This window comes from Pseudoduganella buxea (assembly GCF_009720835.1).
In the GTDB taxonomy this organism is placed as follows: domain Bacteria; phylum Pseudomonadota; class Gammaproteobacteria; order Burkholderiales; family Burkholderiaceae_D; genus Rugamonas; species Rugamonas buxea.
The window spans coordinates 1-357 of the sequence record NZ_WNKZ01000276.1 but is presented as its reverse complement, the minus strand read 5'-3'; the positions used below and the strand labels follow the sequence as shown (position 1 = coordinate 357).

General features: G+C 65.8%; 1 protein-coding gene. It reads right to left on the bottom strand.

The window, feature by feature from the left end; genetic code table 11:
* A partial coding sequence (locus GM672_RS27935; protein ID WP_155473713.1) for an IS1595 family transposase occupies nt 1–357 on the bottom strand: 357 nt, incomplete at both ends.

Sequence of the window (357 nt, the reverse complement as noted above, 5' to 3'; positions counted from 1 at the left end):
GCAGGTAGCGGCTGGCCACGCCGTGGAAGCGGATCAGCCAGCTCTTGAACACGGCGTGATACCGGTTCACGTTCTGGACATGGATTTCCCCCAGCGCCCGCTCGCCCTGGCGCAAATTGACGGCCCGATGCGCGATGCCGTGATCTTTCGCAAAATCCCGATAGGCTGTCGCCGCATCGGTGGCCAGCAGCACGGCCTTGTCCAGCACGGGTAATAAATGGCGCTGCAACTGCGCCACCGTGACGGGGCCGCGCCCCGGCACGAAATCGCAGGTACGCCCTTGCCGGTCGCGCGCCACGAGAATGCAGTCCAGTTCGCCGCTGATGCCCCGTTTTTTCGCATGGCCCCCGCGCCGCC